General features: G+C 44.7%; 10 protein-coding genes. All 10 read right to left on the bottom strand.

Annotated features, from left to right (window positions below; translation table 11 throughout):
* On the bottom strand, positions 1-123 hold a 123-nt coding region (locus tag IT393_07070), incomplete at its 3' end, for an NADP-dependent isocitrate dehydrogenase (protein MCC7202402.1).
* Between the two features lie 107 nt (positions 124-230).
* Positions 231-533: a metal-sulfur cluster assembly factor gene (locus tag IT393_07065; protein ID MCC7202401.1), complete on the bottom strand. Its 303-nt coding sequence runs from the start codon at positions 531-533 to the stop codon at positions 231-233.
* A gap of 3 nt (positions 534-536) precedes the next feature.
* Positions 537-1,808, bottom strand: coding sequence for a hypothetical protein (locus IT393_07060; protein ID MCC7202400.1), 1,272 nt, complete (start codon positions 1,806-1,808; stop codon positions 537-539).
* 12 nt (positions 1,809-1,820) lie between these two features.
* Positions 1,821-2,348 carry a DUF2249 domain-containing protein gene (locus IT393_07055; GenBank protein MCC7202399.1) on the bottom strand — a complete coding sequence of 176 codons (528 nt, stop codon included), beginning with the start codon at positions 2,346-2,348 and terminating at the stop codon, positions 1,821-1,823.
* Positions 2,349-2,363: 15 nt separating this feature from the next.
* Complete coding sequence (locus IT393_07050; protein ID MCC7202398.1) at positions 2,364-2,603, bottom strand: DUF2249 domain-containing protein; 240 nt, start codon at positions 2,601-2,603, stop codon at positions 2,364-2,366.
* Positions 2,604-2,624: 21 nt separating this feature from the next.
* On the bottom strand, positions 2,625-2,813 hold the full coding sequence (locus IT393_07045; protein ID MCC7202397.1) for a DUF542 domain-containing protein: 189 nt from the start codon (positions 2,811-2,813) through the stop codon (positions 2,625-2,627).
* Between the two features lie 66 nt (positions 2,814-2,879).
* Complete coding sequence (locus tag IT393_07040) at positions 2,880-3,572, bottom strand: Crp/Fnr family transcriptional regulator (GenBank protein ID MCC7202396.1); 693 nt, start codon at positions 3,570-3,572, stop codon at positions 2,880-2,882.
* A gap of 64 nt (positions 3,573-3,636) precedes the next feature.
* On the bottom strand, positions 3,637-3,777 hold the full coding sequence (locus tag IT393_07035; GenBank protein MCC7202395.1) for a hypothetical protein: 141 nt from the start codon (positions 3,775-3,777) through the stop codon (positions 3,637-3,639).
* Between the two features lie 38 nt (positions 3,778-3,815).
* Entirely contained in the window at positions 3,816-3,956 is a 141-nt protein-coding gene (locus tag IT393_07030; protein ID MCC7202394.1) for a hypothetical protein, read from the bottom strand.
* Between the two features lie 316 nt (positions 3,957-4,272).
* Entirely contained in the window at positions 4,273-6,186 is a 1,914-nt protein-coding gene (locus IT393_07025; GenBank protein MCC7202393.1) for an aconitate hydratase, read from the bottom strand.
* Between the last annotated feature and the right edge of the window lie 58 nt (positions 6,187-6,244).

Raw genomic sequence — 6,244 nt, 5'->3', positions numbered from 1 at the left:
TGTCTCTACTACCACGCCAGCCGCCTTTGTAAATGACTGCACTACAGGCAGCAGTGAATACGTCGCCAGAGCAGGCGCCTCGTCAGTCTTGGTCCACATGATTCTTGCTTCTTTTGTAGCCATGGTCCCCTCCTCATCAGAAATGCAAAGAAAGATTCACAAACGGCATTACAATAGCAAAATGCATATTATTTTTCAATAATTATTTGAGGGGTGATTTTTTGAGGGGTTTACTTCCAGCCTAATTGTTTTCTTGCCCAATCGCTGATTCTGTCAGGAGTCCACGGGGGGTCCCAGACAAGATCCACCTTAACAGTTGATACGCCTTCCAGTTGTCTTGCGGCATCCTCCGCCCCCCTCGCAATGCTTTCATGAAGGGGACATCCAGGTGTCGTCATTGTCATTTTTATAATGACATCACCGCCATCCAGCTTGACATCATAGACAAGACCCAGATCAACGATGTTAATCCCTATTTCAGGATCAATAACATGCTTCAATGCAGTTAATATTAGTTGTTCCGTAAGCGGCATCTTCTATTTCCGTGTAAATACAGTAAGCATATTATATCCAAAAAGAAGGGATGATATAAATATGATGGTTAAACCAATTCCTACGATTAGCTGATTCTCAAGATATAACCCAACCATGACGTCCGGCACTCCTATATTAAGCAGCCAGAACTGTATATGGCCGAGTTTCTCTGAAAACATGTCTTTTAAAAGCGGCACCTTTTCTTTTCCAACCTTGTCGCTGTACTTGTGAAACCATACAAGGAAAGGAACAATTTTATACATCATGCCGATTATCAGTAAAGTAATGCAACCGAACAACACTGTAAATCCATATATGAGTATGATCCGCTGACGTATCTCAGGGGCTATATTGCTCAGAGATATAACTACCCCGAGGATAGCTGCGGCCGGTATATAGGCATAGGAAATAACAGCGTGGCGAAGACCAATATCCAGGGCCTTCCTCATCCTCCCTTTCAAGATAAGGATCACCTGATATGAAAACGCGATGAGACCGCATAAAATAAATAAAGTACTGTAGAAAGGCCTGTTCGTCAGAAACTCGATGATTATTCCAATTATGCCAAGATTGACCAGTGAAAATGCCATCCAGCCAGGCCATGTCCTGTAGGTATAGGAAAGAGTGAACATCGGCAGGAGTTTGTACGAGACCCCCATGATGATCATGGAAAACCATCCTCCAAAACCAATAGCAGCATGCAGGGCCATATAGTTAAGGTGGTTGCCCTTTATAATTGGAATGCTCAGATTAATTCCGAGGAATAAACCCATGGTAGCAACGACAGTCAGATAGACAATTGCAGCAATGATGTGTGCTATCGTAATATTGAGACTCTTAACCTTCCGCAGGGTCAGACCCACGTTTATTACAAACAGGATAACAGCTGAAAAGGCTATGCCTGCAGCCCATGCCATTCCTCCCCCTTTTGTGGCAAAAAACCAGAAATGCCCTGTAATCGTCATCACAGCAAGGACATACAGCCACAGACCCCATTTTGCCATTCTTACACTGAAAAGGGATGCTTCAAGTATAACGGGTATAAGCTGTGTCATTGCACCCATGATAATCATTGTGGCCCACCCGAGCACGGCTATATGTGCAAAAGAGAGCAGTCTTGGCTGGAAATGGAACCCGTAAATGTAGCCGGAATTTAGTAACATCAGACCATTCAAGAAAATAAAGGTTATAGTTGCAATGATAAAGTACAGGCGCACAACCTTAAAAGGCGGTGTAAAGGGTGTCGCTATGCTTCCTGGAAACGGTGTGCTCATTGATGAAAATACCTATCCCTTCCTTGTAATCCTGACTTTGAAATAACCCTCACTTATCTTTTCAGCAGACGCCTGAAAACCGAGGTGATCGAGCTTGTCATAAAGCATCATCGGTTCCCTGTGATGGTGTACGAGAAGTGTTGTATTGACACCAACCTGCGGGAGCATCTCTATAATCTTTACCATAGGCTCCGGAGGCTCGAGTCCGCGAACATCAATCTCCAGTGTCCTGGGCTCTGATGGAGCTGAAGCACCCTCTCCGCTAATGGCACATGAGGAAGACGACTCTCCTTCCTTATACAAGTAGACATGCCACAAACCTCCTGCCTGCTCAGCTGAGTGGGAATATCCCTTCATCTTCATCACAGTATACAGGGGAACAGGTTCAAAATTAATTATCAGGTGCAGCGCCTGGTCATCTTTCATGCCGCCAAGTGTTTTAATAATAAGATTAAACGGGTCCCGTCCGGCGTCCAATTCCGGCCTGACATCCAGATCCACTATCTTTTCTTTTGGAATATTCTTCAATTTTTCGATCATCTGTCCAATCTCCTGTTACTTCCTTTCTATTTCAACCTTCCATATCTCAGGCCCGTTCTCTATATATTTCCATCCATACTTGCCCTGCCTCTCGAACTCAAACTGGTATTTAAGCGGTACAGGGTCGTGATCATTTATAATCAGCAATACCTCTCCGGACTTCAGGCTGTCAAATGTCTGGAATATCTTTGGATGTTTATCCCTTGGCGGTATTACCCTTACATCAAGTTCTACGGTCTTTGTTCCTGTTGACATTTTGCCACCTCCTTTTGTTAACTACTGCGTGCATTGTTTAAGCGCCATCATCAGCTCATCCAGAGAAGCCTTATCTTCCTTAGCAGCCTGCTCAAGACTCCTGTTTCCGCCGCAACAGGCATCAATGTTGAATTTGCTGAACACGCCAACACTCTTAGGGTAGAGCTTCAAGACCTGATTTACTGTCATATCCCTCGTTATTCCCGTCATCTCACTCCCTCCTTACATTGTAAAATTTAACACTCAGCCTGCAAAGGCACAATGATATATATCATATCAATCATCGTCTTCCTGTCCGCTTATCTCCCGTAGCCTGTCCGGCTTCAGAATCGTTATTCCGTTCTTCCTGGTCTCTATTACCCCTTCCTTCTGGAGTCTGCTCATCATCCTGATGGTTGTTTCGATTGTTGTTCCTACCATGCTTGCGATATCCTTGCGCGTCAGATGCAGGTTGATGCTCTTTCCCTGCTCTGTGTCAATCATGCTGGCAAGTTTTAAAAGTGTATTTGCTATCCTCTTCTCAACCCTCGACGTCAGAGCTGCCTCAATCCTTTTGACAAACTCCCTCTGTTTCCTCCCCATCGTCAGAAGAAACTTCGTGGCTACATCCGGCATTGTCTCAAGGATTTCAAAGCAGTGGGTCTGATGAAACTTGATAATCGTCGTTTGTCCCACGGTGAGGGCAGACGCCGGGTATGGCCTCCTGTCAAAAACAGCAACCTCCCCAAACGTATCACCAGCCTTGAACATGTGCATTATTATCTCTTTACCATCCTCAGCCTGCTTGATGGCCTTAATATTACCTTCTTTTACTATGCAAAACCAATCCGGCGAATCCCCTTCGTAGAATACATATTCACCATTCTTGTAAGTAAACTCCTTTGCCATGTCAGACAATCTGATAATATCTTTGTCCGAAAGCGTGGAAAACATAGGAAGGTTTTTCAGGAACTCTTTTTTAGATGTCATAAGTAAAAGGCAAACCTGTATACTTATGGCAGATTATATCCCGATCTTATGCGAAATGGAAGATTTAAACTGAAGTATTTTGATTGTTATCCGGGGTATATTCGAGGTGTGAGATAATTTTCTGGATAAGCGTATTCTTCTCCTCTTCAGTCATTGTCACATATAGGGGGCTGAGGCTTAGTGTTTCTTCTATGTGCTTATCCATACAATCACCTCCGTATCAGATATTACAGTGATTTTTCATCAGGCATTCCCGGAGAATGGCTGAATATAAAACGGAACCTCCTTATTGGCTCCAACGATCTTTTTAATAATTGCCAGTGTATCCTGAGTAGGCAGATGCATTTCAACACTTAAGATATATGTCCTGATGATTTCATTCATGAGACGCATCCTCCTTATCTTGTGTGTCTTATGTTACATTTTTGCATTATATATGCCATGCAGTAATTAATATGCAATAAATCTCAATAAATATGTAACTTGTTGATATTAATGATATTTATAATTATAATGCAGAAGGATTGTTACTGGCTTAATGAAATAAGGCGTGTAGAAATAGTAACAACAATAAATAGAGTGTGTAGAAATGGTATCGTTTTTGGCAAATGTATAATTATTGCACACAGAATAAAAAAGGGGGCAATCTTGTTACAGATTGCCCCCTTTAAAAAAATCAGAGACTTGAACAGACCTTGAATCAGATCATTGCCAGGGCTCCGCCGGCCTTGAGCATGGGTATATCCTTTTCCGTATAAGCAGGTTTCAGTTTAATCTCTGTGCTTCCATTTACCACGAGAGTCAAGTCAGAAGAGATATCCGAAGTATTAAGTGTTACCTTATCACCCTGCTTTATTTTTCCATAGTCGGCCGCATTAGCAAACGTAAGCGGAAGGATGCCGAAATTAATAAGGTTCGCAAGGTGGATTCTCGCAAAGGAGGTGGTAATGACAGCCTTTACACCAAGGAACATTGGGCAGAGGCCTGCATGTTCACGACTTGACCCCTGTCCGTAGTTTTCGCCTCCAACGATAAAACCATATCCACCACTGTCTCGCAGTGCTTCAGCACGGCTCGCAAAAGTCGGATCAACCTGCACGAACGTCGCCTTACGCGCATATTCAGGGACATTTGATCTCAGCGGAAGGTATTTGCCTGCCGGCTGAATATGATCGGTGGTAATATTATCACCAAGATAAAGCAATATCTCACCTGATATTTTTTCAGGAAGAGGCCTGAATTCCGGAAGAGGTGCGATATTGGGCCCGCGAATAATCTTTACCTGTTTAGCGGCATCTTCAGAATAAGGCGGAATAATCATCCTGTCATCAATAACCGGAGATGTAGTCCTTACCTGAGGAGCCTTTCCAAGGGTACGCGGGTCAGTCATTACACCTGTTATTGCACAAGCGCCTGCAACCTCCGGACTGACCAGATAAGCCTTTGCCGTCTTCGTACCTGTCCTGCCTGCAAAGTTCCTGTTAAAAGTCCTTACTGTCACGCCATCACTTGGAGGTGCGGCCCCCTGCCCTATACACGGTCCGCAGGTTGCCTCCAGTATACGAACGCCTGCGGCTATGAGCATGGCCAGGTGTCCTGATTTGTCTATCTGCTGATAAACAGACCGGGAACCCGGGGAAACGGTTACTGAAACATTCGGATGTATCACCTTCCCGTTCAGTATCTCTGCAAATATTGCAAGGTCACGGAAAGAACTATTTGTACAGCTTCCGACAGAAACCTGGTCCACTTTCATGCCGGCAAGCTCTGCGACTGTTTTTACATCTCCGGGACTGGGATCAACCGCTACCATAGGGACCAGTGAAGAAAGGTCAATTTCTATGGAATCGCTGTAAACCGCATCTTTGTCAGCAGATAATGGTACATATTGATTACTACGCCCCTGACTCTCAAACCATGCCTTAGTCACATCATCACTTGGGAATATTGACGTTGTAGCGCCGGTCTCAGCGCCCATATTAGTAATAGTGGAGCGTTCAGGAACTGACAGTGTTGCAACCCCTGGTCCTGAGTATTCGAAAACCTTGCCCACCCCGCCTTTTACACCGACACGCCTTAAAAGCTCAAGGATCACATCTTTTGCAGAGACCCACTCAGGCAGTTTTCCTGTAAGACGAACATTTACCACTTCAGGCACCTTCAGGTTAAATGGCTTGCCTGCCATGGCGAATGCCACATCGAGCCCCCCTGCGCCTATCGCAATCTGTCCCAGGCCGCCGCCTGTGGGGGTATGACTGTCCGAACCCAACAGAGTAGTTCCCGGAACTCCGAATCTCTCCATATGTATCTGATGACAGATGCCATTGCCCGGCCGTGAGAAGTATATGCCATGTTTAGCGGCTATACTCTGGAGAAAGAGGTGATCATCAGGGTTCATATAATCCTGCTGTAAAGTGTTATGGTCAACGTAACTTACAGACAGCTTTGTCTTTACCCTTGGCACCCCCATTGCCTCAAACTGAAGATACGCCATTGTGCCTGTGGCATCCTGCGTCAGTGTCTGGTCTATCCGGATTGCCATGGACTTGCCGGACTCCATACTGCCGGAAACCAGATGCTCCTTTAAGATTTTCTGGGTAAGGTTTTCTCCCATTTTCATTCTCCTTTCAAAATACTGCAATTAGGTTATACGGGTTTAATAAAAAGAAGAG

This window comes from Nitrospirota bacterium, assembly GCA_020851375.1.
Lineage (GTDB): Bacteria > Nitrospirota > 9FT-COMBO-42-15 > HDB-SIOI813 > HDB-SIOI813 > RBG-16-43-11.
The sequence above is the reverse complement of the archived record's forward strand: the minus strand, read 5'-3'. Positions and strand labels throughout refer to the sequence as shown.

What these genes read in the sequence shown, in the direction of transcription:
- IT393_07050 (MCC7202398.1), bottom strand. Translation starts at nt 2,603, where the DNA reads ATGTCAACAGGAACAAAGACCGTAGAACTTGATGTAAGGGTAATACCG.
- IT393_07060 (MCC7202400.1), bottom strand. Translation starts at nt 1,808, where the DNA reads ATGAGCACACCGTTTCCAGGAAGCATAGCGACACCCTTTACACCGCCT.
- IT393_07065 (MCC7202401.1), bottom strand. Translation starts at nt 533, where the DNA reads ATGCCGCTTACGGAACAACTAATATTAACTGCATTGAAGCATGTTATT.
- IT393_07055 (MCC7202399.1), bottom strand. Translation starts at nt 2,348, where the DNA reads ATGATCGAAAAATTGAAGAATATTCCAAAAGAAAAGATAGTGGATCTG.
- IT393_07040 (MCC7202396.1), bottom strand. Translation starts at nt 3,572, where the DNA reads ATGACATCTAAAAAAGAGTTCCTGAAAAACCTTCCTATGTTTTCCACG.
- IT393_07030 (MCC7202394.1), bottom strand. Translation starts at nt 3,956, where the DNA reads ATGAATGAAATCATCAGGACATATATCTTAAGTGTTGAAATGCATCTG.
- IT393_07035 (MCC7202395.1), bottom strand. Translation starts at nt 3,777, where the DNA reads ATGGATAAGCACATAGAAGAAACACTAAGCCTCAGCCCCCTATATGTG.
- IT393_07045 (MCC7202397.1), bottom strand. Translation starts at nt 2,813, where the DNA reads ATGACGGGAATAACGAGGGATATGACAGTAAATCAGGTCTTGAAGCTC.
- IT393_07025 (MCC7202393.1), bottom strand. Translation starts at nt 6,186, where the DNA reads ATGGGAGAAAACCTTACCCAGAAAATCTTAAAGGAGCATCTGGTTTCC.